This window comes from Alkalihalobacterium sp. APHAB7 (assembly GCF_048323755.1).
In the GTDB taxonomy this organism is placed as follows: Bacteria; Bacillota; Bacilli; order Bacillales; family Bacillaceae_F; genus Alkalihalobacterium.
In genome coordinates, this window is record NZ_JBLWFS010000020.1 from 1 (window position 1) to 26,564 (window position 26,564).

General features: G+C 35.8%; 26 protein-coding genes. 4 read left to right on the plus strand and 22 right to left on the minus strand.

What is annotated here, in order from left to right:
• Positions 1-161 precede the first annotated feature (161 nt).
• From ACNSTQ_RS16750 to phaQ, 8 genes are all read right to left on the minus strand, one after another.
• Positions 162-986: a basic amino acid ABC transporter substrate-binding protein gene (locus tag ACNSTQ_RS16750; RefSeq protein ID WP_418200968.1), complete on the minus strand. Its 825-nt coding sequence runs from the start codon at positions 984-986 to the stop codon at positions 162-164.
• Between the two features lie 364 nt (positions 987-1,350).
• Positions 1,351-2,694 (minus strand): DUF2254 domain-containing protein, encoded by a 1,344-nt coding sequence (locus ACNSTQ_RS16755; RefSeq protein ID WP_418200969.1) that lies wholly within the window; start codon positions 2,692-2,694, stop codon positions 1,351-1,353.
• A gap of 66 nt (positions 2,695-2,760) precedes the next feature.
• On the minus strand, positions 2,761-2,916 hold the full coding sequence (locus ACNSTQ_RS16760) for a hypothetical protein (RefSeq protein ID WP_418200970.1): 156 nt from the start codon (positions 2,914-2,916) through the stop codon (positions 2,761-2,763).
• Between the two features lie 154 nt (positions 2,917-3,070).
• Entirely contained in the window at positions 3,071-4,078 is a 1,008-nt protein-coding gene (gene mreBH / locus ACNSTQ_RS16765) for a rod-share determining protein MreBH (RefSeq protein ID WP_418200971.1), read from the minus strand.
• A 215-nt stretch (positions 4,079-4,293) separates the two neighbouring features.
• On the minus strand, positions 4,294-5,151 hold the full coding sequence (locus ACNSTQ_RS16770) for an alpha/beta fold hydrolase (RefSeq protein ID WP_418200972.1): 858 nt from the start codon (positions 5,149-5,151) through the stop codon (positions 4,294-4,296).
• Between the two features lie 235 nt (positions 5,152-5,386).
• Positions 5,387-6,730: a cytochrome P450 gene (locus tag ACNSTQ_RS16775; protein WP_418200973.1), complete on the minus strand. Its 1,344-nt coding sequence runs from the start codon at positions 6,728-6,730 to the stop codon at positions 5,387-5,389.
• Between the two features lie 329 nt (positions 6,731-7,059).
• The gene (locus tag ACNSTQ_RS16780) at positions 7,060-7,614 is read right to left on the minus strand and encodes a hypothetical protein (protein ID WP_418200974.1); all 555 of its coding nucleotides are present in this window, start codon (positions 7,612-7,614) and stop codon (positions 7,060-7,062) included.
• Entirely contained in the window at positions 7,586-8,035 is a 450-nt protein-coding gene (gene phaQ / locus ACNSTQ_RS16785) for a poly-beta-hydroxybutyrate-responsive repressor (protein WP_275119108.1), read from the minus strand. Before phaQ ends, ACNSTQ_RS16780 begins: the two co-directional genes overlap by 29 nt.
• 168 nt (positions 8,036-8,203) lie before the next feature.
• Between phaQ and ACNSTQ_RS16790 the strand changes: the two genes are divergently transcribed.
• A complete protein-coding gene (locus ACNSTQ_RS16790) occupies positions 8,204-8,989 on the plus strand; it encodes an alpha/beta fold hydrolase (RefSeq protein ID WP_418200975.1) in 786 nt (261 codons plus the stop codon).
• Between the two features lie 76 nt (positions 8,990-9,065).
• Here the strand turns inward: ACNSTQ_RS16790 and ACNSTQ_RS16795 are convergent, their stop codons facing one another.
• Genes ACNSTQ_RS16795 through ACNSTQ_RS16810 form a run of 4 tightly spaced genes read right to left on the minus strand, consistent with a single transcriptional unit; the run spans position 9,066 to position 11,863 of the window.
• A complete protein-coding gene (locus ACNSTQ_RS16795) occupies positions 9,066-10,157 on the minus strand; it encodes an alpha/beta fold hydrolase (RefSeq protein WP_418200976.1) in 1,092 nt (363 codons plus the stop codon).
• A gap of 22 nt (positions 10,158-10,179) precedes the next feature.
• The gene (locus tag ACNSTQ_RS16800; RefSeq protein ID WP_418200977.1) at positions 10,180-10,758 is read right to left on the minus strand and encodes a polyhydroxyalkanoate biosynthesis repressor PhaR; all 579 of its coding nucleotides are present in this window, start codon (positions 10,756-10,758) and stop codon (positions 10,180-10,182) included.
• 30 nt (positions 10,759-10,788) lie between these two features.
• A complete protein-coding gene (locus ACNSTQ_RS16805; RefSeq protein WP_418200978.1) occupies positions 10,789-11,376 on the minus strand; it encodes a hypothetical protein in 588 nt (195 codons plus the stop codon).
• Between the two features lie 52 nt (positions 11,377-11,428).
• Positions 11,429-11,863: a hypothetical protein gene (locus ACNSTQ_RS16810; protein WP_418200979.1), complete on the minus strand. Its 435-nt coding sequence runs from the start codon at positions 11,861-11,863 to the stop codon at positions 11,429-11,431.
• 367 nt (positions 11,864-12,230) lie between these two features.
• Between ACNSTQ_RS16810 and ACNSTQ_RS16815 the strand changes: the two genes are divergently transcribed.
• Positions 12,231-13,037 carry an alpha/beta fold hydrolase gene (locus ACNSTQ_RS16815; protein ID WP_418200980.1) on the plus strand — a complete coding sequence of 269 codons (807 nt, stop codon included), beginning with the start codon at positions 12,231-12,233 and terminating at the stop codon, positions 13,035-13,037.
• 52 nt (positions 13,038-13,089) lie between these two features.
• On the opposite strand, the gene ACNSTQ_RS16820 is transcribed toward ACNSTQ_RS16815, so the two are convergent.
• From ACNSTQ_RS16820 to ACNSTQ_RS16835, 4 genes are all read right to left on the minus strand, one after another.
• Positions 13,090-13,869 carry an SDR family oxidoreductase gene (locus tag ACNSTQ_RS16820; protein WP_418200981.1) on the minus strand — a complete coding sequence of 260 codons (780 nt, stop codon included), beginning with the start codon at positions 13,867-13,869 and terminating at the stop codon, positions 13,090-13,092.
• A 121-nt stretch (positions 13,870-13,990) separates the two neighbouring features.
• A complete protein-coding gene (locus tag ACNSTQ_RS16825; protein WP_418200982.1) occupies positions 13,991-15,625 on the minus strand; it encodes a long-chain-fatty-acid--CoA ligase in 1,635 nt (544 codons plus the stop codon).
• 614 nt (positions 15,626-16,239) lie between these two features.
• A complete protein-coding gene (locus ACNSTQ_RS16830) occupies positions 16,240-17,304 on the minus strand; it encodes an SDR family oxidoreductase (RefSeq protein WP_418200983.1) in 1,065 nt (354 codons plus the stop codon).
• Between the two features lie 471 nt (positions 17,305-17,775).
• Positions 17,776-18,693, minus strand: a complete 918-nt coding sequence (locus ACNSTQ_RS16835) for a DMT family transporter (protein WP_418200984.1) — start codon at positions 18,691-18,693, stop codon at positions 17,776-17,778.
• A 135-nt stretch (positions 18,694-18,828) separates the two neighbouring features.
• On the opposite strand from ACNSTQ_RS16835, the gene ACNSTQ_RS16840 reads away from it, so the two are divergent.
• Positions 18,829-19,689: a hypothetical protein gene (locus ACNSTQ_RS16840; protein ID WP_418200985.1), complete on the plus strand. Its 861-nt coding sequence runs from the start codon at positions 18,829-18,831 to the stop codon at positions 19,687-19,689.
• Between the two features lie 204 nt (positions 19,690-19,893).
• On the opposite strand, the gene ACNSTQ_RS16845 is transcribed toward ACNSTQ_RS16840, so the two are convergent.
• Positions 19,894-20,883: an NADPH:quinone oxidoreductase family protein gene (locus ACNSTQ_RS16845; protein ID WP_418200986.1), complete on the minus strand. Its 990-nt coding sequence runs from the start codon at positions 20,881-20,883 to the stop codon at positions 19,894-19,896.
• A gap of 132 nt (positions 20,884-21,015) precedes the next feature.
• On the opposite strand from ACNSTQ_RS16845, the gene ACNSTQ_RS16850 reads away from it, so the two are divergent.
• Positions 21,016-21,606 carry a TetR/AcrR family transcriptional regulator gene (locus ACNSTQ_RS16850; RefSeq protein WP_418200987.1) on the plus strand — a complete coding sequence of 197 codons (591 nt, stop codon included), beginning with the start codon at positions 21,016-21,018 and terminating at the stop codon, positions 21,604-21,606.
• Positions 21,607-21,702: 96 nt separating this feature from the next.
• Here ACNSTQ_RS16850 and ACNSTQ_RS16855 read toward each other — a convergent pair whose 3' ends face one another.
• The 5 genes from ACNSTQ_RS16855 to speD all read right to left on the minus strand — a co-directional run bounded on the left by ACNSTQ_RS16855 (position 21,703) and on the right by speD (position 26,454).
• Positions 21,703-21,888: a hypothetical protein gene (locus ACNSTQ_RS16855; RefSeq protein ID WP_275119093.1), complete on the minus strand. Its 186-nt coding sequence runs from the start codon at positions 21,886-21,888 to the stop codon at positions 21,703-21,705.
• A 198-nt stretch (positions 21,889-22,086) separates the two neighbouring features.
• A complete protein-coding gene (locus ACNSTQ_RS16860) occupies positions 22,087-23,463 on the minus strand; it encodes an MFS transporter (RefSeq protein ID WP_418200988.1) in 1,377 nt (458 codons plus the stop codon).
• Positions 23,464-24,023: 560 nt separating this feature from the next.
• The gene (locus ACNSTQ_RS16865) at positions 24,024-24,938 is read right to left on the minus strand and encodes a CBASS cGAMP-activated phospholipase (RefSeq protein ID WP_418200989.1); all 915 of its coding nucleotides are present in this window, start codon (positions 24,936-24,938) and stop codon (positions 24,024-24,026) included.
• Positions 24,939-25,134: 196 nt separating this feature from the next.
• On the minus strand, positions 25,135-25,380 hold the full coding sequence (locus ACNSTQ_RS16870; RefSeq protein WP_418200990.1) for a hypothetical protein: 246 nt from the start codon (positions 25,378-25,380) through the stop codon (positions 25,135-25,137).
• Between the two features lie 243 nt (positions 25,381-25,623).
• On the minus strand, positions 25,624-26,454 hold the full coding sequence (speD, locus tag ACNSTQ_RS16875) for an adenosylmethionine decarboxylase (protein WP_418201040.1): 831 nt from the start codon (positions 26,452-26,454) through the stop codon (positions 25,624-25,626).
• Positions 26,455-26,564: the final 110 nt, after the last annotated feature.

Below are 26,564 nucleotides of genomic sequence, written 5' to 3' on the forward strand. Positions count from 1 at the left end.
GCCTCGAGCTTCCTTCAGATTCCACGTCACCATGGACACCCTTGCTTTTGGCTATGTACTTACCGCTACAAGGTCGTACTCGGGACTTTCACCCGTTAGAGTTCGCCCATGCTGGGCGAACAAAAAAGGTGAGACCTAATCAGTCACACCTTTAAAACCCGTTATTCACCAAAATACTGATTGTAAATTTCATCGTATGTTCCGTTCTCCATAATAGTAGAGAGTCCGTTGTCCATTTTCTCAAGTAGTCCATCTGCACCCTTAGATACAGCAATACCGTAATCTTCACCTGTTAAACGTTCACCAACGATACGTAATTGTGTGTCATCACCATCCGTTGCAATCTTATAAGCAACACTTGGATAATCGTTAACTAATGCATCAGCGTTACCTGATAAAATTTCCATGTACATCGTTGCATCTTCTTGGAGAACCGTTACATCACCGTTATACTGTTCTGCAAATTCTCTCGCCTTTTCAAGACCAGATGTTCCTTGTTTCCCAACGATCTGTGCACCTTCTAAATCTTCAATGCTATTAATATCGCTATCTACTGGAACAACTAGTGATAAACCAGATTCAAAATAAGGTTGTGAAAAATCAACTACTTCTGCACGATCATCGCGGATCGTAATCGCAGATACAGCAGCATCTACTTGATTGGCCTGTAACGCTGGGATAATTCCATCAAACCTCATGATCTCCCAGTTAACTTGTAAGTTCTCTTCAGCTGCAATTGCCTCAATAATATCGATATCAAATCCTGTTAAATCACCATCCACTATGTACTCAAACGGTGGATAATCTTGTACAACCGCAACTGAAATCTGTTGCGCTTCTTCCTCGGTTCCACCATCACCTGATGCTTCACCTTGAGTTTCATCAGCCGTCCCACATGCTGCCATCCCTAGCAAAAGCGCCGATGTAAAAAGGCCACCCATCCATTTCTTCATCTTACTGTTTCTTTTTCTCTCTAATTTTTTCAAGTTGTTTGCCCCTTTCTTTTTTTGTAAAGCGAAAGTAGTGTATTTGCATCACATACTTTTACAAACATTTTTCATACGTTTTATGTTAAACATTTATACAATTTTTCACAAATTGTGTATTTACTGATATTTTAGTATTCATGCTGCTAATTTATAATAAGAGTTTGTTAACTATAATACGTAGCTATTTCCTCCCAAATAACGGAAGATCCTCCATATCCCTAGGAATTTGCTTAAATAAGTTTGAAAGGGTTAATATGCAAGGTACAAAGAGACAAGTATTTGCTTGTCTATATATATAAAGTCATAAACTATAAAGAAAAAAACAAAAAACTGTAGCGTGATCCTACAGTTTTTAAAGAAACTAAGTCATTGTTTTTGCTCTTAATTGAATGAATTTTTCATTGTAATATTGAAGATCTAGGTCTTGGAGGACTTCTTTATTAAAGCTTTGATCAACGTACTGGCTAAACGTCCAGATTTTATTTCTAATCTGTTGGTCGTTTCCTTCTGCCATCATAATAAGAGCTTCATAAGTGGCAAGCATGATCGATATATCTTCCCGACCGTAATGACAGATTTGATAAAAAGTAACATAAAGAATTTCCTCAACTGTTTTTTGAGGAGCAATCACTCGTACAATAGATCGATCAGAATACAAAATGTAGTTTCCATCTTGTTTACATGCTTCTGCTAACAATTTTCCTATGTGTAAAATTCCGTCTATCGCTGTATTTGGATCATTAATACCAGGTGATAAAGCCCTGAGTGTTACTTCTACAACTTTTTGGATTCCAAAATCAACATCCTGTAATATCGTGCGATCATTGCCGACTTCTACGTATTTATGAAAATTGATCTTTGGTTTTTTATATTGATAGTATACGTTAAAAATGATTTGGTTTGTAGTGATAAATGTGCCAATTGCAGGAACAATTTCTACGTAAAGATCATCCTTTTTCGCTCTTTTTAATAAATGATCATATTGAAAAAGTTGAATATAACCAAATGTCTGGCTTCTTACTTCTATTTTATTAAAGCCCTCTGGAACTAGCTTAGGTTTTCTATAGGTAATATTTATTGTTTCCGTTTTTTTATCTGGCTTTTTGCGATTATAGACCGTATCAAGTGTATGTCTAGTCAATTCGCTAATTAACTTATTAACTTGAATGGAAGTTGCAACAAAATGAATAAAGTAAGCAAAAAAAGCTAAGCAAACAATCGAAAATAGCACACCAATTGTCCCTGCTATTACTTCATGTTCGAGGTCCTCTCTCATAAATAACAAAGAAAGGATCGAGTACATAAAGCCTCCCATATAAATTCCTAACACCCGCATCGTCACTTTATTCGTTACGAAATCTGAAAGCGTTCTCGGTGAAAACTGAGATGAATAAGTAGTAAGAACAACCATAATTGTTGAAAATGTGATCGTAATCATCGTTAATAAAGCGGCTGCAATAATACCTAATATGGTTTGGGCTAAATCAACACTAATTAATATTGTCGCAGGAAGTGTAGCTTCTACTTTCGCGCCATGTACGGTATCCAACCAAATGACAAATAGAGCTAGAACGGTAGCTATTAAACAATAAGCGCTCGGTATAAGCCATATGTTTTTCCTTACCTTTAACACAAGATTATAAATCAGGAACCACCAACCTCCTTCAAAAATGGGTATGAGCCCAACTAGACATAAGTTGTCCAAACCATAAAACCATTTTATTAGAAGTAATAAATGGTTTTCTTTAAAGAAGAGTGATCTGTACTTGACTTAATGAGTAGAGATATTTCCTTCTTTTAACTCATTTCGTTCTTGTTCATGATCATATTCACTTTCAGATAAATTCGTAATCAGAATGTTTAAGCAAACGAACAAGATCACTAGCCAAAGCCACCATTTTTTCCAAATCGGCTTCTTTTTTTTCATCGAAATCTAATCCTTTAATTTAAAATTCACGTATCACTAGAATAGCCAGTAGCCCTTCTTTTATACTTCATTTATATAACTGAGTGCTTAAAAAGAAAAAGTATCGATAGTCAATCGACTATCGATACTTTGGGACATTAAAAAGCAAATTATATCAACCAATACGCTTTTTCATTTTTGATAACATTTTAAGAGATTTACCAGTACCGACCGCGACGGACTCTAAAGGACTTGGTGCCAGCATAACGGGGACAACAATTTCTTCACTGAGCCAATCCTCAATACCGTTTAAAAGAGCCCCCCCACCGGTTAGGATTACCCCTCGGTCAACAATATCCCCGCTTAATTCAGGAGGACAATCTTCAAGTGTTGCGCGAATAGCCTCTAAAATATGAAATAAATCTTCTTTCATCGATTCTTGTATTTCTGTCGAATGAATTGTAACGTTTTTAGGAAGCCCTGACACTAGGTCTCTTCCTCTAATATCAATTGATTCCTGTTCATGGTCGCAAGGCGCGTAACCTATATCCATTTTAATTTGTTCGGCTGTTCGTTCACCAATTAATAGGTTGTACTTTTTGCGAATGTATTGAATGATATCCTCATCAAACTTGTGACCCCCAATACGGATCGACTGACAAGAAACTACTCCGCCAAAAGAAATGATGGCTACTTCTGTCGTTCCCCCGCCAATGTCAACGACCACATTAGCAATCGGTTCGTCTACAGGCAATCCAGCACCAATTGCAGCTGCAACGGGGCCTTCAATGAGCTCCACTTGTTTCGCCCCACAACTTCTGACCGCATCGATGATTGCACGTTTTTCGACCGATGTAGAGCCTGAAGGAGCACAAATGATGACACTCGGCTTTCTAAACGACAACCCTAGCTTCTTTGCAGATAACTTCATCACATGTTTAAGTAACATCGCTGTCACATCAAAATCGGCAATAACTCCATTTTTCAACGGACTAACAACTTTAATATTCTCCGGTGTTTTTCCAACCATTTGTTTAGCATCCATTCCAACGGCTACAATTTCATGGGAATGCTTGTTAATCGCAACGATAGAAGGTTCATTTAATATAATCCCTTTTTCTTTACTATATACAAGGATATTAGCTGTTCCTAAGTCTATACCTAACTCAAAATTCATAAACATAGCTATTTCACCAACTTCTTTATTCTTTACTGTTAGGTCATTTTATCAGTTAGTTAAATAGTAAAAACAGCTTCTAACGCCTTATCTTCTATGTAATTTCATGTAGTAATATGTAAAGAACTTCCGAAAAAAAGGAGGAATGTACGACTATTTGTTAAATAATGGAGCAATAACAAAATTCTCTAATCAGTAATACCCATCTCTATAAGACTAGTTTATATTTTATTAAAATGTTCCTTTACAAACGTTTGTGTCGCTTCTGGAACTTCGATATGAATAAAGTGGCCCGCATCTGGGATAATATGAACTTTAGCATGAGGGAATTCTTGATCACGAAGCTTATAAGCGTAATCTGTCGAGACATACGGATCTTTTTCTCCCCAGATAATCGTTACAGGTTTATTTATTTGTTGAAGTTTTCCTTGATAAGGTATAACTTTTTTCATATCACCGGAACGATATAACTCTAAAATGACAGATCTCGTGTCATCACTTGAAAAGATTTGGAAAAAGTCTTCAAGCACATCTTCACCCACACCTGGAACTTCTTTTTTCATCCCTGCAAACCATAATTCTTTATTGGCCATTTGCTTAACAAGCTCTTCACCTTTGCCAGGCGTTTGCCAAATTTGTGCAGCTTTATGCCAAGTATAATCAGGGGTAAACGTCGTGTCTGTAATGATTAAACTATTTACTTTTTCAGTGTTGGAGCTCGCCCATCTCAGCCCAATTAATCCACCCCAATCGTGTAAAACGATATGAACCTGATCTAACTGAAGTTCATTTAAGAAATCAGTGACAAACTGTTCATAACGTTCCCAGCTTGAAGTTTCTTCAAAACGTTCACTTTGACCAAAACCTGGCAGGTCGGGGGCAATTGTCCGATACCCTTCAGAAACAATCGCAGGTATGATTTCCTTCCATAACATACTCGATTCAGGAACACCGTGAATAAGCAATACAACCGGGTCATCAGTGTGACCGAAATCAAAATAAGCTACATTTTGACCTTTGGTTTTGATTTGTTTCTTCAGCTCTCTTCTTACTTCTACGTTCTTCACTTGTTTTGACATTGTATCCTCCTAAGAAAAGCGCAAGCGCCCGTTTAGCGACGTACAGAAAGCGGCACCGTATGAGAGATAGGGAAACACGGCGATCGTTAGTGAGCCGATGTTGACTTATCGTAAGGAAGTGAGCGAAGTCTCACTAGTCGCTGGGTGCTGGAGCTAGACATCTTCGAATTTTATACTTTTTTTAAAATAATGACACCAAATACTAACCATTCAGTATTTGGTGTCACGTCTAATGTTACGATCGTTTCGTTGCTACCATCGTTAAACCATGATTTGGTCTTAATGTAATTAACGGGATTTGTTTTACCGTTTGATCTTCAGCAAGTGTTAATTTATATTTTTGACCGATCGTTGCTAGAATAAGAACTGCTTCCATAATTGCTAAGTTATTACCGATACAAATTCGCGTTCCTCCACCAAATGGGAAGTAAGCATATTTTGGAATTTTTCTTAATAAATCTCCTTCAAAACGCTCAGGGATAAAGTCGTGCGGCTGTTCAAAATAGCGTTCGCTGCGTTGAACTGCATATTGACTCATACGGAAGTTATCACCTTTATTAAAAGTTACGCCACCAATCTCAACTGTTTCAAGGGCTTCACGACCGATCTCGTAAGCAGCTGGATATAAACGCATAGACTCTTGTAGAATGCAGTTTGTATACGAAAGTTGTCGTACAGACTCAAGTGTTGGTTTTTCGCCCTTAAGAACCGTGTCTAGTTCATTCCAGAATTTTTGTTCTACTTCAGGGTGTTGTGAAATTAAGTACCATGTCCAAGTTAACGTATGAGCTGTCGTCTCATGCCCCGCTAAGAAGATTGTCATAACTTGATCGTATAATTCCTTATCCGTCATAGCTGAGCCATCTTCTTCATAGCGAGATGAAATTAACATTGATAATAAGTCATGCTCATGTTCGCCGCTTTCAATTAACTTTCTCTTTTCTTCGATAATGGCATATATAACTTTATTTAACGTCTTCACTGCTTGATACAATTTCATTTGATTTTCTTGTGAAGGATTTCCATTTATAATTTTATCAACAAAAGTACTTGCGAAATTACTAAAAGATTCATCAATATCACCTAGTAATTTTTCATCGAGTTTCGTACCGAACATCGTTTCAGTGATGATGTTCAAGGTTACTTCCATCATTTCCTTTGAGATTAGTAGATTTTGTTCATCTTGCCAATCTTTCATTAAGTTGTCTGCATTTTTAACCATCAAATCTGCATATTGAGCGATGCTCTTCATATGAAAAGAAGGTTGTGCCAGCTTACGTTGTTTTTTATGTTTTTCACCTTCACTTGTTAAAAGACCCTCTCCAAGCAGAAGCATTAATCCATCATAGTCTTTACCCTTTTTAAATGACTTTTGCTTTTTTACTAGAACTTCCTCAATGTGATCTGCATTGAATAAGAAAAAGTTTTTTTCATCCTCACTTTTTGTAGGAATTTGTACGATATCATGCTCACCATACCTATCTAGCAAATGTAATGAAGCTTTTAAGTGGCTGGTGAATAATTCTGCTGCTTCTTCTGGTGTAGCTTTAGCAATTTTCTTTCCAATGATTTTTTCCATATCAATACTCCTATCTGATTTTTCTGATATTTTTTAATATACTAATATTATATTGTTAAGTCTTATGAATTTTCAACAAGATTTTTCCATTAATAACAGAAACTTGTCGATGTTTTACGACAAAAACCTTCAGTTTTATGACTTTGTCCTTATAGTTTTAATATAAAATTTGTCGAAATTTTGCATAAATTTTGATAATCGAAGTATTATTTTAGTTAACACTTTTTGAATATATTATTAGTTAATAATAATTGACTCTATTTTAGATCAAAGAAAATAAAAAGAGGAAAGCCTAATGCTCTCCTCTTGTACTTATTTATGTTGTTAAATTAACTCCCAGTGTTCACTAATGTACGGAAGCTATCCTCTAAGCGACGAGCCGTATCAATATTTTGCGTTCTAGCATATTGGATATACTCATCTGTTAGAGAAGCCCACGCTTTACGGCGATTACGGCGGTAGTTAATATATTGCTCAGTGTTTTGTTCAATACGATCTTCCACACGGTTAATCATATCAAACATTTGCTTCATTGGTGTTAGAGAAATTTCTTCTAATCTGCCAGTTACATCACGCCATTGATTTTGTACTTCTTTAGACTTTTCTGATGGTTCTCTTTGTAATCTTTCAGAGATATTAGAAGTAATTCCATTATAAACTTCTTTATTCGTGTTTCGAGCTTCTTGGTAAAAACCTTTGAGTGTTTCTCGGTAGTCTTGATTAAACTTTCTCGTTTGCTTTAATGCATTTAGATATGCATCATATCTTTCATCTGTTTGAGTACGGTAGCGAGCTAGTGCTCCCTCGTATTGATCCCATAATGTCTCTACTAGAGTTTCAGTTACATGATTTGTTTCATTCTTTTGCTTCGCCTTTTGACTCATCTTCGTTCCTCCTCATTTGTTTTTCAAATTCCTCTATCTTATCCTCCTTTTTAAAAGAAGGGATGTAGAGCTCGAGAAAACTAGAATACATATTGAAAAATTGATCCAGCATTGACTGGTAAAGTTCAAGCTTTTTCGCATAACCTTGTAAATAGTTTCTTCCTACATCTGTAATAGAATATAGTCGTTTTGCTGGCCCACTTCCTGTTGTATCCCATTCAGATTTCACAAGGTTTTCGCTCTCGAGTTTTCTTAACAATCGATACAAGTTTCCTTGATCAACCGTTTGAAAACCAAATGCTTGTAACTTTTGAATAAGCTCATAACCGTGAAGAGACATTCTACTTAAGATTAATAAAATGAATGGCAATACAAAATTTTTTGAAGGTACGATGGAAGTATCTTTTTTTTCATTTGCCATAGTTATACACCTCTGTAAAAATTCTTATAGGTGTATTTTACACATAGGGGTCATATTTAGTCAATAGTGCATATACTTAAATTAAAAGATTTGTGACAATTTGGTTAACAATCCAAAATTTTGGGTAAAACGTTATAAGAAACTAAATTAAACCTAGGAGGTTTTTATATGAAAACGGTGAATGTCAATAACATCCCCGTCCACTACCAACGTCTCGGAACTGGTGAGCCACTTTTACTAATTCACGGCTTAGGTGAAATCAAAGAAGGTTGGGTTGACCAACATGAACTAGCAGATCAATACGATCTCATTATCCCAGATTTACGCGGCCACGGTGAAAGTGAAACATATGATGGCATTTCCATTAAGAACTTTGCCAGTGATGTTTTAGGTTTACTTGATGCACTTAATATTGAAAGCGCTCACATTTGTGGCTTATCCATGGGAGGTACAGTTGCTCAAGAAATTTACAGGCAAGCGCCAGATCGTTGCCGCACATTAACCTTTGTTAGTACGTTTCACTATGCACCTAAATTACTCGGCAGGTCTTTTTTAAGGTTCAGAAAGTTTAGATCGAAATTATACACTCCTAAGAAAGCTAGAGATTTAGCAGCTCGTACTTGTCTCTATGCCTGGGATGAAGAAAAATCAAATAAATTTCTTCAGTTCTATAACCCTAAACCTAATAGTTATCAAAAATCAATGGAAGCTTGTCTTGCAATCGACAACCGTAAGCTCTTACCACAAATTAAAGTTCCTACGCTTGTTATTGGATGCCAATACGACACAGTCGTGCCGTTATGGGTGCAAATTATGATGCATGAAAGCATTCCGCACTCTGAATTGGTGATTTTTAGAAACGTGGGGCATATTGCTAAGCTTGAAGATACTGAGAGGTTTAATCATACCCTGCGAACGTTTTTAAATAAGAACAGACAAGAACAATTTGTATAGATACTTTAGAATAATAATTGTGGGAGGGGGCTATGTCCTTCCCACAATTTATTCTATTAAAGCATTAAGGCAAATATTACTTTGTTTTCGCAACTAAATTTGAACGTTCTGTTAACCATTCATCAAGTAAGACAGGGAACTTCCCAGATAATGCTAACGAAACATGGCCAGCTTCAACTAACTTATACGTCTTATTTTCACTAGAAACTAACTCCATCATCGGCAAACTTTGTTCTTCTGGAATTAGGTGATCATACTTAGACGTAACGACTAATAAATCAGCTTTGATATTCGCTAAGTCAACCTTCTTTCCTCGAATCGTTAATTCACCTTTTACCAGCTTATTATCTCGACCTAGATCATTTGCTAGTTGTTTGAAAGCCTCTCCAGTGAACGGGACATGTTCTTTCGTCCACTTATCTAAGCGGCGCCATCTTTCCACAAATCGTTCATCATGTGCTTTTGTCAATAACTGAACATATGGCGTGAAATAGACCGGGGCTGAAATGGAACGGAACATGGCGTTGACGAAAGCAGGTGGCATATTGCCATACACTTCAACCAGTCGATCAATGTTATAATCGCCTTTTCTCATTCCTTCTACCCATTTGTCTGGTGCAGATTGTACACTGAAGTCGATTGGAACAGTGGCTACAATTAAGTTTTTAATTGGTTCTTCAGCAATAGCTGCATAAATGGACGCAATTGTTCCACCTAAACAATAACCAATAACCGAGATCTCCTCTGCTCCAGAATGACGCAGTGCTCTTCGAACACCTTTTTGCAGATAATCAAGGATATAATCATCCAGGCTAATGCCTTTATCTTCATAACCTGGTGTACCCCAATCAAGCAAATAAACATCATAACCTAATTTTGTAAGGCCTTCGATAATGCTTGACCCTGGGTTTAAATCTAGAATAAACGGCTTATTGAATAAGGAATATACAAAAAATAAAGGAACATCATATTTCTTTTCAACCGCTGGATAGTACCATAATGTAGATTTATTTTTTTTCCATACCGCTTGTCTAGGGGTATGACCCACTTTTGGATCAGACTCCATTTCACTCATAATATTCATAAAACGACTCCATCGCTTCCATTCTTTTACCATATCAAAAGTTGGAAAGGGTAAAGTGTTTTTTTCTGGTGTTTTAGTTGTCACTTGGGCTCCTCCATTTCAATGATTACTTTTCGTTTTCACCAACAAGTACTGGTTCTAATTTTGGTTCGTTCACTTGATTTTTTTCTTGTAACAATTCTTTTAGGGAAGTAAGTTCTTCTTTAATGTCGCTCAATTGAGCTAGCTCTGCTTTTACTTCTTCTAATTCATCTTTAAGCGCTTTTGTTTCAGAAACTTCTTTCTTCGTTCTAGTTAGCTCCGTTTTTAGCTGCTTTGTCACCTTTACAACTTCACGAGAGATTTCTACTACACTTTCGATCTCTTGATTTGTATCATTGAATGAATCGGATAAGTTCCAAATTTGTTCTTCTAATAGATCTAGTTTTTCTTCTGTTTGAAGAGCTAGCTTTGAAACATTGGCTAAGTCTGTTTTTGTTGGAATATTTAGTTGAGTTGCTAACATTTCTTGGTTTCTACGTAATAGTTCTAAGTATCTAGAATGCGCATCTGAATTTACTTTGGCATAACGAACGAACTCTGAATTATTCGTCCATAAATGAATCATATCGTTGATTTGTTTTTCCCATCTGTCGCTAAATTTTTTAAAAGTATCGTATGGATCATATGATCTGTTTGATGACATATTCCTCTCCGCCCTTCTTTATTTTTTATATTATGATTTCACTTCGCTAGAACGTTCGATGTATTTATTAAAAGGAAATAAAACGTTTTTCAGTTGTTTTGTGAAAAGGTTAATCATTCCACGTTGATTTTCATGAATGGTGTTTAGCGTTGATTTTAAGTTGTCAAGAAATTGAATACGGCTCTTCTTTCTGAACTCAATATACTGTTCCATCGATTTAACATAGTAATCTAGGTGCTCACCGTTAGCGAAAGGTCGCAGCTGTAACTTGGATAGTTCTGTTGTTTTACTTTGGAAGTTATCCATCACCTTATTGATCTCTTCATAAGATTTAATTGGGAATAAGTATTGTAATGAAGTCGTTGATGTTAAAAGTTCTTCACGCGCCGTTTTTTCCCACTCGCGTTGCTCTTTAACTAATTGATCTAATAACTCTTTAGAGTTACTTTGGTTTCTTTTCATATTTTCAATGATACGCTTTGTATTGCGAAGTAATGCTTCTTCACGAAGGCTGGCTCTTTCATTCCAAGCATCTAACTCTTGTAATGATTGTTTCCAAAGTAAATCTAAACTCGTTACTTTCTCTTCTACTTCTACAGTTTCTTTTTCTTGTTCCATTGATTTTTCCTCCTTATTTGTCTTTCATTTTTATTAGGAATTACAGCAACGGTTAGTTTGCTAGTAAGTCTTTTAATTCATCCTGGAGTATTTCTAGCTTTGTTTTTGGTTTTAGAAGTTTACCTTCTTTATCAAGAAGTGTCTTCATCTTTCTCAGTTCAATAAACAACTCCTTTAACATTTGATTTTGCTTTTTGTTTGATCGAAGTAAACTGAACAGTCGCTCTTCTAGATCATCGGTTTTATGCTCCAGCCTTATTATGATGTTGGCCATCATCGCAACCTCATTTTTTGTTGGAACGTTTATTGATTTCAACCATTTTTCCGCGATTATTCTCCTGTCCAGTACACAATCAAGATGTGCTTCTAGCATTTTTCCAGACAATCGAACATATTCAGGACAGTTTAATGTAGAGATGAGCTCGGTGTTCCATTCTTCCTCTAGTTGTTTGTACTGTTCGTATAGATCTGATTTTTTGTCACTCATTCTCTTCTGCCTCACCTATCTACTACTAACCGGTTGGTATGTTAACCTTATAATATAACTAATTTTCGAAATTATCAATTATAATTTTCCAAAAAATTAAAATTTTTCTAAAGAACACAATATTATTTTAATATAATAGCCTCGCAAACCAACTTTTAGCACGCAGACCTTATATCAACTATTCAGTTAGATCAACTAATATACCTATTTCCCTAATAATTATATGAATATAAATTTATAGCTTTTATTCTACTTCTCAAATAATCGAACTCTACGTTAATACTAAATAAAAAGTACTTGTATTACTGTAATTTTCATATAATATTAAATAGAAATATCCATAATTTCCAAAAGGAGGTATGTTGCAATGCCAACTACAAAATCGAATGGTGCTGAACTGTATTTCGAAGTTCATGGACAAGGTGAACCTTTACTATTAATTATGGGACTCTCTCATAATTCCTTATCTTGGTTTCGGACTCTACCTGAGCTAGCTAAACACTATAAAGTTATCATTTTTGATAACCGCGGCTGTGGTAAAAGCGAAACCCCAACTACTCCCTATTCCATTGAATTGATGGCTGAAGATGCTCGTGCTGTCTTAGATGCAGCCGAAGTTGACTCAGCACATGTTTACGGGATCTCGATGGGAGGTATGATTGCCCAGCGACTAACCCTGCTCTACCCTGAACGTGTAAAGTCACTCGTTTTAGGCTGTACAACAGCTGGTGGCCCTAACCATGTTCAACCGCCAATGGAAGTATCTATGCAAATGATGGCTCGAGCTAACTCTCAAGCTACTCCTGAGGAAATGGCTTGGGAAGCTGCTCCTATTCTATATAGTTCATCTTTTATTGAGACAAAGCGTGACCTCATCGCTGAAGACATTAAAAAACGAATAGAAATTCCAACGTCTCCCCAAGGGTATATGTTACAATTGCAAGCTTGTCTTGGACACAATACAGATGAAGAACTTAGTCAAATTAAATGTCCAACCCTTGTTATTCACGGGGATGCCGACGTACTAGTTCCTTATCCAAATGGTCAAAATTTAGCTAATAAGATACCTAACGCTGAATTTATAACCGTTCCGGGGGCTGGGCATATCTATACTTCAGAAGCTGCTGAACTCGTAAATAATAAATTGCTAGAATTTCTAGGTTCACAAAAATAAGATTGTAGATAAAAAGTGCCATGACAAAAAATGACAGGGCACTTTTTATATTTTAGATGACAGCTGCACTAGCTCCTCCATCAACAACTAGTGTATGACCATACACATAGTCAGAAGCCTTAGAAGCTAAGAATAGAGCTGCACCTTTCATATCGTAATCAGAACCGAAGCGACCTGCAGGTGTATGAGCTAGTAATCTTTCACCCGCTTCATCAAGTACCCCTTTTGCCATTTTCGTAGGGAAGAACCCTGGTGCAATTGCATTAACGTGGATGTTGTAACGAGCAAGCTTTACGGCAAGGTCTTTTGTGAACGTAATCACGGCACCCTTACTTGTCGAATAACCAATCGCATCCATCACCTCAGGGTTTTGGCCACCAGTACCTGCGATTGATGCAATATTTATGATTTTTCCAGATCCCTGATCAGCCATAACTTTTCCTACTTTTTGAGAAAACATGAATATTGCTTTGACATTAACATCCATTACTTTATCCCAAGCTTCAACAGGCATTTCTAGTGCAGGTGCTCCCCATGATGCTCCGCTATTATTAACTAGAATATCAATACTTCCAAACTCTTTTAGTGTTGTTTGAACGACAACATCAATGTCTTCCTGTTTCGTTACATCACATTGTAAGGCAATGGCTTTTACTCCCTTTGCTTTTAACTTCTCGCTTACTTCCTGACACGCTTCAAGCTTACGAGAACAAACAACGATATTGGCACCTGCTTCAGCATAGGCATTAGCAATTTGTTCTCCTAAACCTCTTCCCCCACCAGTAATAATTGCTGTTTTATTAGTTAGATCAAATAATTGTTTAATTTCCATGTCTTGTTCCTCCATTGCTTCGATTATTAGTATAATTTAGGCGCCAATACTTGTTGGCCTAAGACACTTTTCTTTAGCTGATTAAAAGTAACTTGGCGCCTTTGTTTTAAATTAAATTAAATTAATGAGTTTTAGCTGCTTCCTCATCACGAAGAGCGCGTCTTAATAATTTCCCTACTGCTGTTTTTGGAAGTTCATCGCGAATCTCAACGAACTTTGGTACTTTATAAGGAGCTAACAGTGATTTTGTGAATAGAATAATATCTTCTTCTGTTGCTGTTTTCCCATCTTTTAAAGTAACAAACGCTTTTACAGTTTCGCCGCGGTATGCGTCAGGTACCCCAACTACGATTACTTCTTGTACTGCTTCGTGTTGATATAGCACTTCTTCAATTTCACGCGGGTACACGTTGTAACCGCTCGCAATGATCATATCTTTCTTACGGTCTACAATATAGAAGTAGCCCTCTTCGTCCATACGTGCCATATCACCCGTGAATAACCAACCATCTCTTAATACCTCTTCCGTAGCGTCAGGACGTCCCCAGTATCCTTTCATAACTTGTGGACCTTTAATAATTAATTCACCAACTTCTCCTACTGGAACTTCAACGATTCCATCTTCTGTTTCTTGAATAATTTTAGCTTCGACACTAGGAAGAGGAATACCGATACTTCCAACAACTCTTTCACGGAAAGGCGGGTTGAAATGTGTAGTTGGCGATGCTTCAGATAAACCAAACCCTTCACATAAGTTACAACCTGTACGTTTTTCAAATAAGTGAAGTTGTTCAATCGGCATGGCTGAACCACCACTATTGAAATAAGAAACTTGATCGAACCCATAATCTTCTAGGTTCGGATGACTATTTAATGCAACATACATTGTAGGTACTCCTGAGAATTGGAACGGCTTTTCGCGCTTAACAGTTTCAACTACTTCTTGTACGTCAAATCGTGGTAATATGATTTGATTGCATCCTGCTTTAAAGCCTAGAAATACGTTACACGTTAATCCATAAATATGGAACATCGGAAGGACACTCATGATTTTCGGATTGTCAGGACTGTCAATCGCTCTAAACATAAAGTCATAGATTTGTTCAAGGTTTGAAATTAAATTACGGTGAGTTAACATAACCCCTTTTGAAACTCCCGTTGTACCACCAGTATATTGAAGCATTGCAATATCTTCCGCTGGATTTAATTCAACTTGTGGAGGAGTTTCTGCTTCAAGTTGTAAAAAGTCATCGAAGTAATAATCACCTTCTGCCAAAGATGTCGTTTGCTGTTGTAAGCTCACCACGATAATATGTTTAAGGTTAGTGTTTGCTTGTACTTGTTTAACACGAGGATAGAGAAGATCTAAGACAATCATATACTCAGCACCTGAGTCTTTTAACACATGTTCAATTTCTCTTTCAACATACATTGGATTGACTTGAACGCCGATCCCTCCAAGACGAGCAGCACTGAATAATGAAAAAATATAATGAGGTGTATTTGGTAACATGATCGCTAATCGATCACCTTTATTAAACCCAATACTATGTAATGACGCTGCGTATTTTTCAGAGATACCATATACTTCATTAAAACTAAATGTTTTATTATAAAACGTAACGGCCGTTTTAGGACCGAACTCCTTCACTGAGTTCAATAAGACATCAGTAAGAGAAATGTTTGGGATGTTTGCGTTTTCTCCAATTTTTTCGTCGAAATGTTTTAACCATGGCTTTTCACTGTACACTGTCATGTTAATCCCCCTTATAATAATGTCAATTTTCGCCAATACCAACCGGTTAGTTAGTGACAGGTATCTTTATACCAATTGTGCGAAAATTATAGTAGTAGCTTTACACTTAGAATTATTAAGTTTAATAGCATATTTGTAAATAAGTGTTTGTCGACAAATAAAAACATTCTATATCAATTGCTGTCGATTGGTTTGTTAATAAAAGTTGTTTGATGTCACTTAAACGTTGTTAAAACGCGAATGCAGCAGTCGATAGATATTGGGGAAACGTATCGAATTTTGACGTACGAATTTTAAGTAAATTTCAGAAAAATTTTTATATTCTAACATAAAAAAGATAGGAAAGAGAACAAATACAAGCGAGTGAAAGAGTTGACATTCATCTAATACAAAATTGTTGACTACAAATGTATATTGCATTCGAACTACTTCTATCACTGAATCCCCTCTATTAACAAAATATAAATTTAAAGTGAAGGTCGAGTTTATCCTAAAATATAAAGTAAAATAAAAACTGACCCTTAAAAAGAGCCAGTTATAACAACTTTAAATTTACAAGGTTAATTATTTTATAGGTTTGGCGAGGAATTACACCATTCCCATAAATATCTCTATTAGACTAACAATGCTTCTTTTTCCTTCTTGTATCCAAGGATAATCGTTTTAAACATGTTCTTATCCATGTTCAATACTTCGTTATTCGTATCATTAAGAAGTTGCGTCGTGTTAGAAATGTCGAAATGAATATCTCGGTTAAAATAAACCGCAAAGCTGGAGATGAAATCATTTAATACTTTTTCTTCTTTCGACAAGAAAACATCTTCTTTTTTCCTGAATTGAATTTGTGGTAAATCTAGTAACTGGTGAATTAACTTTAGACCCTCATTATTTACAGGTGGTTTGGGGTTCGTAACATGATATATCGTCTGATTTTGTGCTTTCGATAATCCCGCTAATAAAACTTGACAAACATAGTCAACAGGCACAATATTTTGACTACCAAAAGGGTTACCAATTATATTAAACACTCTATCCTGATCGTATCCAACTCTAGTAATTCGCTTTTTAAAGACCTCAAGCCCCTTCAAAAAGCCGTACAAACCAAACCCCGAGTCTGTTTGACCGGTTTTAGAGTCACCTACTATAATCGCGGGTCTAAAAATAGCCACTTTCATCGTTTGTCCATAATCCATCACTAGATGCTCGGCTTTACATTTCGTTTCCTCATACGCATTATTAAAACTTCCACTTATATCATGTAATGTTTCTTCAGCATACTCTTTATCTCCTAATGTATAAGCTGTACTTACATAATAATAAGATTGAACGCCCAGATTTCTAGCAAACTCTAATGTATTTTGGGTCCCAATATAGTTTATTTGATTGAGTTCGTCCTTCTTTTTAAAGTCAAATGATAATAATGCAGCGATATGATAAAAGACATCAATGTTGTTCAATAATTTGTTTTGATCCTCTTTTGTAATGCATAACTCTTTGTTTGAAAGGTCTCCTACAATAACCTCAATCTGAGAGTGTAAATCATTAGGGATTTTATTAAGTAAAGTCTCGCTCTTTTTTTTCGATCGTGCCAACACATATACTTTATGTTTTGACTGTATTAATTGTAAAATGAGTTGGGTACCTAAAAATCCTGTACCTCCTGTCAAAAATATATTCATCTCGTTGCTCCTTTCCGAGCTGTAAGGTTGAACTCTCGGTCAAGTATAACAAATACTAACCTCCACTTTCGTTCATAAATCTTTCAATTTTGTGAAAATACAACCTTACCACTGTAGCAAGCTGTAAAAAAGGAGTCACCAACTACTAATAATATAACGTATAATCTATAGTCCTTTGAGGTATTACCTCGAAATCAAAAAAAACGAAACTGTAATAAGATAGATACAGGCACTCGATAGCAGCGTATGAACTGTCCGCTTTGCAAAAAATGCGGTTTTTGGATAATTTCACTCCATATATGACTTAGTGTAGTAGGAGAATAAAGTCCAGACGCTGATCCAGCAACGAGTGGACTACATATAGACACTTGTTGCTGGTGCGACCTTTCCCCGAGCGGACTGTGTTTGAATAGTTATGTTCCGAAACGTAGACTTTCTTACCCAAATTACATTCTCTTTTCTTTTATTCTCTTAACCCGACTTTCTTAAATCCGGTTTTCCCCTTTTTCCAGACAGCCGCTGGTCTAATAACCCTGTTGTTAGGTATACACCAAGAAATACAAACAAACCTCCCAAGACTTGGACGAATGTAATCATCTCACCTAAGATCATACTGATGATTGCTGTGAATACAGGGATCAGGTTTAAAAATATTCCAGACTGACTTGCACCAATTTCTCGGACAGCTATGTTCCAAAAAATAAAAGAACCAACTGATGGAAACAGGACAAAATAAACAATACCTGTTAACGCTAATGGGCTTAGCTCTGGTATCGGAAATCCTTGCGAAAGCGCAAAAGGTGCTAAAAGGGTCATTGCAAATAATGTTGAAACTGCCGTTGCAGAAATTGGCGGTAACGTTAGGCGCCTTCCTATAATTGAATAAAAAGTCCAAACGATAATCGCTCCAATCATAAATAGATCGCCCTTATTAAAGTCGAGATGTACGATTCGAGTTATGTCTCCTTGCGTTAAAATAACAACAGCTCCTACTAAAGAGGTAAAAAAACCCAGCAACTGAAGTTTTGACAATTTTTCTTTTAATAAAATGACAGAAGCTACGACAATAACGGCTGGATTCATCGCTGCTACTAACGAAGCATTGGTTGACGAGGTAAACTCTAATGCCGAGTACAAAATTAAATTGTAGCCGATAATTCCAAGGATCCCGTTCAGTATTAGAAAAGGCCAATCTTTTCTTATAAGCTTCCAATTGGGCTTTTCTACATAATAAGCAATCGGGAATAAAAGAAATAATGCTAAAACCCATCTTGAAAACGTCATCCATATCGGGTCAATCTCATTTACTACATAACTCCCAAAGACAAAATTCCCTGCCCAAAATAAGGTCGCCAAAATGAGCATGAGCCACACTTGATATTTCTTCACAATAAGCACAACCTTTTATGTATTTTAAGTTTGTTTACACTAGTTGTTTCCTCACATTACGTTTAAAACTTAGAAAACAAGAGGAATAAGACAAAAAACCCTTTTCATACGTTCTATTTAAGGGGTGAAGGATATATGGAAATAATGAAAATTCCACTTGCAAAGATAACTCCTGCTTTTGAAATTCAAAGGTGTAAAAGTGTAATAAACAATATTAAACAACACATGAATTATAGAACCGTATTGTACTTTCCTCTTTTTGTTGAAAAGCAGCCAAACGATAACTATTTACTCATTGGTAGCTATCAAGATTATTATGCTATTAAAGATACCTTTAGTGATACCAAAAAAAACGTACTACTTCCTTGTGTCATTATCAATACAACCATCACGAGAAAAGAACGTCTCTTAATCACTTTTCGTTATCTATTACGCTACTCTACGCTAAGCCCTCTCGATAAACACGCACTGTTTGTTCAACTTAGGAAACATATTACAGTAGAAACACTTGCTAAAGAAACAGGGCTTACCACTCAAGAAGTAAGTAAATATTTATTTCACCCTAACATCCCGGAAAAGTTTCGTAAATTGTTTTTCTTAGACCGACTACTCATACTTAATAAAGTGGAAAAACTTGAATTGGACGAAGACTTAAAAGAAAAATTATATTATTTAGCGCTCTTGCCAGAAGAAGACTCAAAACGACTAACTTATGAAAAACTCCTGTGCTTTAGACGTTTTTTATGCAATTTCAATGAACAAATTGGAAGAATATCAAAAATAGATAAAGAAACGCTGTTAATAAACATCATTGAGTCAGATTTTTATATGGAGCAATATCTTGAAAGCCTATTGTCTGAATACGTCAATCACTACAAACGAGCTTCTACTCGCATAATAGTAAAAAAAGAAGTCAATACACTTCCCTTCCCCATTAAAGGACAACAAAACGTAATTAAAATTAAGTTAAAGAACAAAATACTGTTTACTTATTGAAAAAAGCTTTGTATTTAAAACAAAAAGTAACAAAGCGAAAATAGGGTTCACCTTATATTTAGAACCCTATTTTCTTTTTTGAATTATTTGTAAATGATCATGGATTCAGTTATTCATAAACTGAAAAGTGTGCGAACTCGTTTACGTTTTTATCAATTATCAACTATGCTTTACATATCCCTACCCCTTACGTATAGCGGCAACCTATAGCTTAACAACTACTCTACCACGTACTTGCCCATTTAAAATAGATGCTAAGTGCTGTGGCAATTCTTTAAATTCACTTTCGACAGTAATCTTTTCCAAGCTTTCAGGCTTATAGTCGTCCGCCATGCGTTCCCAAATTACTTTTCTTAGCTTCATTGGACAATATACCGAGTCGATGCCTAACAAATTGACTCCTCGTAAAATAAATGGAAATACGGTCGTTGCAACATCCACTCCGCCAGTTAACCCACTTACCGCTACAGATCCACCGTAATGCATTCGACTCAGAAGGGCAGCCAATGTGTTTCCACCTACAGGGTCAACTGCTCCTGCCCAATATTGTTGATCAAGCGGACGGATTTTTTCAGGAACTACCTCTCCACGAGTTATGACCTCATTTGCTCCGAGTGTATGTAAATAGTCATGCTCGTTTTCCTTACCTGTACTAGCTACCACTTCGTAGCCACGTTTATGTAGGATGGCTACAGCGATACTTCCAACTCCTCCAGTTGCTCCCGTAACTAGTACTTTCCCCTTTTCAGGAGTCAAACCATTTTCTTCTAACCGGTGAACAGATAAAGCAGCTGTGAAACCAGCTGTTCCATAAGTCATCGCTTCTTTAAGTGTTAATCCTTTTGGTAGAGGAACAATCCAATCTCCTGGAATACGTGCGTATTCACCGTATCCTCCAAAATGTGAAACACCAATTTCGTAGCTCGTAGCAATAACCTCGTCCCCTTCTTTATAACGAGGGTCTTCTGAAGATACAACGATTCCTGCTAAGTCGATTCCTGGAATAAACGGATAAGATTGAACGATCTTTCCTTTAGGAATACTAGCAAGTCCATCCTTATAGTTCACACTTGTATATTGAACTTCGATTAACACATCACCCTTAGGTAGATCGTCGATAGAGACATCTTTAAAACCAAGTGAAAAATTGTCTTCTGTTTTATTGACAACTAGCGCTTTAAATACTTTACTCACTTTCGTATCCCTCCCATAAGTAAACTTCACAAGGATAATTATAGCAAAAATTATTCTGACTGGTCAAAATATTCATAAAATTAATTTTATAGTATACTATAGAAAAGCAATACCAATAAGGTGGGAAATCCTATGAAGAAAAGAGCATTAGAACGAAGAGAACAAATTTTAAGAGCAGCATTTCACGCTGTCGCAGATAAAGGATTTGAAGCGGTAACCTTACAAGATATTGCCGATTACGCAGGGGTCAGTAAAGGGGTTACGAATTACTATTTTCAAAATAAAGAAGATGTTTTCTCCTCTTTATTAGAATGGGTAACAAAACAAATTTATAAAAATGAATGCGAAGCGATTAATGATCAACACACTGCTATGAAAAAACTAGAGGCTTACATCCATTCTGTCTTTATAAGCCCTGAAAAAAATCGAACGTTTTATAAAGTGTACTTAGATTTCATTGCACAAGCGAGTCGAAATGAGAGATATCAGCAAATAAACCTACAGTTTTATGAAAATTGTTGGGGATTAGGAAGAGAAATCATTGCTGTTGGACAAGAGGAAGGCGTCTTTTCAAAAGAACTTGATATCAAGAAATCGGCAAAAATGATAAGAGCAACTATTGATGGTTGTTTAATCCAATGGTTAATGTGTAATCAAGATGATCTTCATGAACTTTATAAGAAAAGCTGCTTCCAAACTATTGTTCGCTTTTTAAGAAGATGATCATAAAAGGTTCGAGTCCTTGTTTAGGTAATACATATTTCCATAGATCAGGGTGCACACGGCAAATCGCCCAGCACCCTGTTTAAGATGAGGTAATTATATATCCTTGGAACCGCCATTTGCTTTCTTTTTTGTATTATTCAACTGACGGTTTTTTTGTTGATTTTCAACTGCGATATTTCTTTCACCACCGTCTGCAAGCTCTTCTGCAAACTCATGGTCTACTACATCATCACTTAATACAAGGTCTAAAGGACGACCTCTATGTTTTCTATGTGGCATGTTCACCCCTCCTTCTAAGCATTATTTTTTGTCAGCGGGAACTTTTTTATGATTTAAAAATTAGCCACCTATTGCTAATTTACAAGGTAATTATTAGTACTTTTATTTCAGTTGAAACACCCTCCTGATTTTTGCTCTCGTGGGCACGCCAATACAAAAAAGAGGCTGACTGTTAGCCTCTTTTTTGTATTGATAATATTAGTTAACAGATTTACGTTTCTGAAGTTCAGCTAAGATCGTTGGATACTCTTTGTCAATTTTGAACATAAGCAATAAAATGATCTGAACTACAGCCAAAGCTAATGGGATATAAATATTGAGTGCCAATATCATGTTGATAGCTAAGGTAGGTTGCTCAGCAGCCCCCCCCAAATATCCACCAATACCTAATAACCAACCAATTAATGCGAGACCAATGCCCGTTCCAATCTTAATTCCAAAGCTAGCTCCACTATTGACGAGTCCTTCTGTTCTCATACCAGTTTTGTACTCACCATATTCAATCGTATCGTTAATCATTGCAAATACTAATGCAATCGCCGGCATTGCACCTAAACCTGCTATAACAGTTCCAATTAAGAAAGTTGTTAAGTTTGTCGGGTCTATTCCTTTTACGATTTGACCCACAATAAATACCGCTGCCCCGAGCATCGCCACATTTCTCTTTCCAATCTTTGCAACTAACGGTCCAATAAAGAACAAGCCAATAATCATTGGGCCGGATAAAGCAAGTCCGATAATTGGGAACAAGTTAATATCGCCTAAAATCCATGCTGCGTAATATAAACCGGCACCTTGAGTTAACCCAATTGTTGCATAGAACGTAACACAAAATGCTGTTACAATGATCCAATATTTGTTATTAAATAAAGATTTTAATGATTTTTTTATGCCTAAATTCTCTTCATGGTGAACTGAAGCGGAAACTGCCCTTTCCTTTACGAAACGGAACGTAATGAATAAGCAAAGAACAGTAATAAATCCGTAAATTGCAGCTAGAGCTGTCCACCCTAATGAGGCGGCCACCGGTTGTGTCAATGTCATAACAATCATCGTACCAACCATTATAAAAATTGCGGAGTAAATATTTGATAACGAGCGACTATGTTGATGTTGCGTCATGACTCCAAGCAATGTTTTATAAGGAATAGATACAGCCGTATACAGCAAAATAAATAATATGTACGTAATGTAAGCATATACGATCTTACCATTACTACTAATATCCGGAACGGAAAACAGCAAGACTGTAGTAATCGCTAACGGGAAAGACATCCATAGCAACCACGGACGTGCTTTTCCATGTTTTGATTTCGTGCGGTCAACAACAGACCCCATACCTAAATCAGTAACACCATCAAAGAGACGTGCGATTAGCATAAGGGTTCCTACTGCACCAGCAGCCAACCCTGCAACATCTGTATAGTAAAATGTTAGGAATGCTCCAATTAATGTCCAGACTGAAAAAATTCCAAAACTACCTAAAGCATAGGCCCACATTTCTTGTTTCCTTGGCTTTTCTATTTCAATTGGCTTTTGTAACACAGCATTATCATTTAGTTTTTTCGCTAGCATGAACGAGTCCCCTTTTGCTACTGCAATAGAATTTGATTATTTTCCACGAATATTGAATAAAATTAGAATTATAAGATTATCACTAATATATGTTTGTAAGGGTTTTCATTTCGTGTTTCTTTTAAAACAATACCTTACAAACCAATTGATTTTTTTCAATAACCAACTTAATGCTCTTATCACCTCCGTAGATACCAATCGGTTAGCCAACGACAAAACCACCCTAGCCGTAATATCTTTGTTATTTTAGATTATTAATTTAATTGACTATTTTGTATATATTTTTTTGTCGACATACCTCTAGGGAGCCGTTAGATATTTTGTCGATTTATTTTAGTTTAACAAGATGAAATTACTTTTGTTTTATATACAAAGTAAGTTTTTCGGAAAATTGAGTATGAAAAAAAGGTCGAATTATGACTAACGATTTTGTGGTTTTTTAGAATATTTTTAGTTTTCAATGAAATGATGGTTATATAAAATAAACAAACGTGTTTAACTAACAAAATTGAAAATAAAAAAACGAGATTTCCTTATCGGTTCATCTCGCTTCTGTACTCCTATTCCTTATTTAAATATTGAAGTATAGTATCCTTTTTCTCCATAAATACACTTCTTCCTAATTCACTAAGTTCATCGATATATTCCACTTCATCAAATGGAATTTCCTTACCTAGTTCGCTGTTAATACGAAGATAATGATCACCTAAAAGATGATGACAATGGTAGGAAACAGATTCGGATGATAAATGTAAAGCTAAATCTAATAACTTTGGGGTCACTTTCATTGATGGTAAATGGAAGGGTAACCATTCTTTTATGCCCCAATCCATGTTATCGTCCTCAGTGAAATCAATGTTTTGCTGTCCCGTACCGATAGACATTATTTTAATATCATTTAATCGTTTTTGAAAAAAGTCCATCGCCTCAGTAACACAAACTAAAGACGGATTATTGGCCCACAGTCCCCCATCAATGGATAAATACTTATTTTTTACTTTATTAGGCGGGAAATAAACAGGTGCTGAACAAGATGACAGGACAGCGTCCCATAGTTTAACTGTTAAATCACTAGTTTCAGGGTGTCCATAGTTGGACCGATGAACAAATGGCTTTCCGTGTGTTAAATCCACCGCTGGAATTAGTAGTGGCTTTTCAATATCTTCTAAAGATGCATTTCCAAATCCCTCTTGTAAAAATTGTCTTAAATATTCATCACTGTATACGCTTCTAAAAATTCCAACCTTCGTTTGCCGAACGAAAATTTTCTTACCATATTTTTTATAATCTTCAAGTACGTCTTTCATTTCTTTGTTCATAGATATGGAAGCAGCAATTATCGCTCCCGTACTTGTCCCAGCAACCGCATCAAACAGATCACCAACAGCACAATCAAACTCTTCTTCAAGCGCTTGTAAAATGGCAAGTGCGAATACACCGCGGATGCCACCCCCATCAATACATAACATTTTCATTCTATTCACCTAAGCTTTTTATATGTTATCCTTTATTATCTCCTAAGTTTAAACGAAACAAAAGGATATAGCCTTACGCAAGTTAACATTTTTATCATTTTATCTGTATAATTTTAATTCAATTTTAGAAGGAATTATTTAGCGCAAAAAAAATGTTCTATACATATAGAACATTTTCTACTAATTAGAAAAACTTTTATCCGATCTTCTCTTCAGTATCTTTACTTAATAAATGACGTTTATTCTGAATCGGTGTTAGGTCCTTCTTCTTTAAGAGATATAATAGGTGGTCAACAGGCATCGAACCATGACCTTTATCATTTTCTAATATAAATTGAACAATATTGCGATTTTGCCGAATGACAGTTAGTGACTTCGCTGAATTAAAATGACCTTGCCTTTGTTCTGTTATCTCATATTCAGTTCCTAATTCAATTTTCATAAAGGGAATCTCCTTTTTCGTATTCTCCCCGTTATCATTCCAATATTTACACTTTTTATACACAGAAATTTCCAATGGTTATTATCAATATATTAGAATAATTATATTTAATCAACAAGCTTGAAAAACACTTTGAAAATTTTTCTTTTTACTAAGCTAATTACATTCAGTTTTGTGTAGTAAACTTTATCTTTTAACAACAAAAAAAGAAGCCATTTATTCAGCTTCTTTTGCACCTGAAACTTAATCTTTAAACTGCGTACCTAGTTGAATATTTTTCCCATAGAATATTTCATCCATTTCAAGTTTCAGTTTATCTGTTATTTCATCGACTTCTCTTTGTTCTAATTTTTCTTTTGTGTATCCAAATAAATAATTATTAATGTCAAATTCTTTAAGACGACATTTCGTATGAAACAGGTTTTCTTGGTATACATTTACGTCAATCATATCATACAAGCTTTTTACTTCATTAGGTATGTAATTTTGAATAGAGTTAATGTCGTGATCAATAAATAATTTATTTCCATCAATATCTCTTGTAAAGCCACGAACCCGATAATCCATTGTCATAATATCCGTTTCTAGAGAATGGATTAAATAATTTAATGCTTTCAGTGGTGAAATTTCTCCACAAGTTTGAACATCAATATCTGCTCTAAATGTACTAATTCCCTCAGTTGGATGAAACTCCGGATACGTGTGGACTGTAATATGACTCTTATCCAGGCCCATCACAACTGCACTTGGAAGAGGTCCAGGTGACTCATCGAATGACGACTCAGTTGGCACTTCTACAACCGGCCCTTCAGACACTAATATCGTTACACTTGCTCCTTGAGGTACATAATCCTGCTTGGCCACATTTAATACATGTGCTCCAATAATATCAGCAACATTTTTCAGTATTTTCGTGAGACGGTCCGCGTTATATTGCTCATCAATGTAATCAATATAAGCTTCCCGTTCTTCTATTGTTTTTGTGTAACAAATATCATACATATTGAAACTTAGTGATTTTGTCAAGTTGTTAAAACCATGTAGTTGGATACGTTCTTCTGGAGTAAGTGACATCAATCCGTTCCCCCTTAACGTTGATTAATCTTGTGATTGATATTGAAAGTCTAACGACAATACCCCGATACTTGATGAATTTAAACTAGTTTTTCTTAGGTTACCCATTC

Excerpts from the sequence above, each read along its gene's own strand:
- ACNSTQ_RS16810 (WP_418200979.1), bottom strand. The coding sequence starts at position 11,863 with ATGAGTGACAAAAAATCAGATCTATACGAACAGTACAAACAACTAGAG.
- ACNSTQ_RS16825 (WP_418200982.1), bottom strand. The coding sequence starts at position 15,625 with ATGACAGTGTACAGTGAAAAGCCATGGTTAAAACATTTCGACGAAAAA.
- ACNSTQ_RS16780 (WP_418200974.1), bottom strand. The coding sequence starts at position 7,614 with ATGAGTCAAAAGGCGAAGCAAAAGAATGAAACAAATCATGTAACTGAA.
- ACNSTQ_RS16860 (WP_418200988.1), bottom strand. The coding sequence starts at position 23,463 with ATGCTAGCGAAAAAACTAAATGATAATGCTGTGTTACAAAAGCCAATT.
- ACNSTQ_RS16790 (WP_418200975.1), top strand. The coding sequence starts at position 8,204 with ATGAAAACGGTGAATGTCAATAACATCCCCGTCCACTACCAACGTCTC.
- ACNSTQ_RS16800 (WP_418200977.1), bottom strand. The coding sequence starts at position 10,758 with ATGTCATCAAACAGATCATATGATCCATACGATACTTTTAAAAAATTT.
- ACNSTQ_RS16870 (WP_418200990.1), bottom strand. The coding sequence starts at position 25,380 with ATGAAAATTGAATTAGGAACTGAATATGAGATAACAGAACAAAGGCAA.
- ACNSTQ_RS16865 (WP_418200989.1), bottom strand. The coding sequence starts at position 24,938 with ATGAAAATGTTATGTATTGATGGGGGTGGCATCCGCGGTGTATTCGCA.
- ACNSTQ_RS16815 (WP_418200980.1), top strand. The coding sequence starts at position 12,231 with ATGCCAACTACAAAATCGAATGGTGCTGAACTGTATTTCGAAGTTCAT.
- ACNSTQ_RS16775 (WP_418200973.1), bottom strand. The coding sequence starts at position 6,730 with ATGGAAAAAATCATTGGAAAGAAAATTGCTAAAGCTACACCAGAAGAA.
- ACNSTQ_RS16830 (WP_418200983.1), bottom strand. The coding sequence starts at position 17,304 with ATGAATATATTTTTGACAGGAGGTACAGGATTTTTAGGTACCCAACTC.
- ACNSTQ_RS16805 (WP_418200978.1), bottom strand. The coding sequence starts at position 11,376 with ATGGAACAAGAAAAAGAAACTGTAGAAGTAGAAGAGAAAGTAACGAGT.
- ACNSTQ_RS16760 (WP_418200970.1), bottom strand. The coding sequence starts at position 2,916 with ATGAAAAAAAAGAAGCCGATTTGGAAAAAATGGTGGCTTTGGCTAGTG.
- speD (WP_418201040.1), bottom strand. The coding sequence starts at position 26,454 with ATGTCACTTACTCCAGAAGAACGTATCCAACTACATGGTTTTAACAAC.
- ACNSTQ_RS16855 (WP_275119093.1), bottom strand. The coding sequence starts at position 21,888 with ATGCCACATAGAAAACATAGAGGTCGTCCTTTAGACCTTGTATTAAGT.
- mreBH (WP_418200971.1), bottom strand. The coding sequence starts at position 4,078 with ATGTTTATGAATTTTGAGTTAGGTATAGACTTAGGAACAGCTAATATC.
- ACNSTQ_RS16850 (WP_418200987.1), top strand. The coding sequence starts at position 21,016 with ATGAAGAAAAGAGCATTAGAACGAAGAGAACAAATTTTAAGAGCAGCA.
- ACNSTQ_RS16820 (WP_418200981.1), bottom strand. The coding sequence starts at position 13,869 with ATGGAAATTAAACAATTATTTGATCTAACTAATAAAACAGCAATTATT.
- ACNSTQ_RS16770 (WP_418200972.1), bottom strand. The coding sequence starts at position 5,151 with ATGTCAAAACAAGTGAAGAACGTAGAAGTAAGAAGAGAGCTGAAGAAA.
- phaQ (WP_275119108.1), bottom strand. The coding sequence starts at position 8,035 with ATGGCAAATGAAAAAAAAGATACTTCCATCGTACCTTCAAAAAATTTT.
- ACNSTQ_RS16840 (WP_418200985.1), top strand. The coding sequence starts at position 18,829 with ATGGAAATAATGAAAATTCCACTTGCAAAGATAACTCCTGCTTTTGAA.